Origin of the sequence: Anaerovorax odorimutans, assembly GCF_024459955.1 — a bacterium.
Taxonomy (GTDB): Bacteria; Bacillota; Clostridia; order Peptostreptococcales; family Anaerovoracaceae; genus Hominibacterium; species Hominibacterium odorimutans_A.
Genome location: NZ_JANFXK010000225.1, coordinates 1 through 230 on the forward strand (window position 1 = coordinate 1; position 230 = coordinate 230).

The 230-nt window shown below is 43.5% G+C and carries 1 protein-coding gene; it reads left to right on the forward strand.

Features of this window, described 5'->3' with window-relative positions; translation table 11 throughout:
• Positions 1-230: hypothetical protein (locus NE619_RS18565; protein WP_256133931.1), on the forward strand; the 230-nt coding region annotated here is incomplete at both ends.

Consider the following 230-nt stretch of genomic DNA (forward strand, 5'->3'; position numbering starts at 1 on the left):
TTACAGATGAAAACGGAAATATTGTGCCGAATGCGGAAAATAAGGTGACATTTGAAGTGAGCGGCGATGGTGTGCTTGCAGGTATAGATAACGGAAGACCTATAGATCATCAGTCCTACAGAGATGACAATAGAAAAGCATTCAGCGGACAGCTTGTAGGTATCGTTCGTTCCACAAAATCGGCAGGAACAATCACTGTGAAAGTCAAAGCGGATGGAATGGAAGATCAG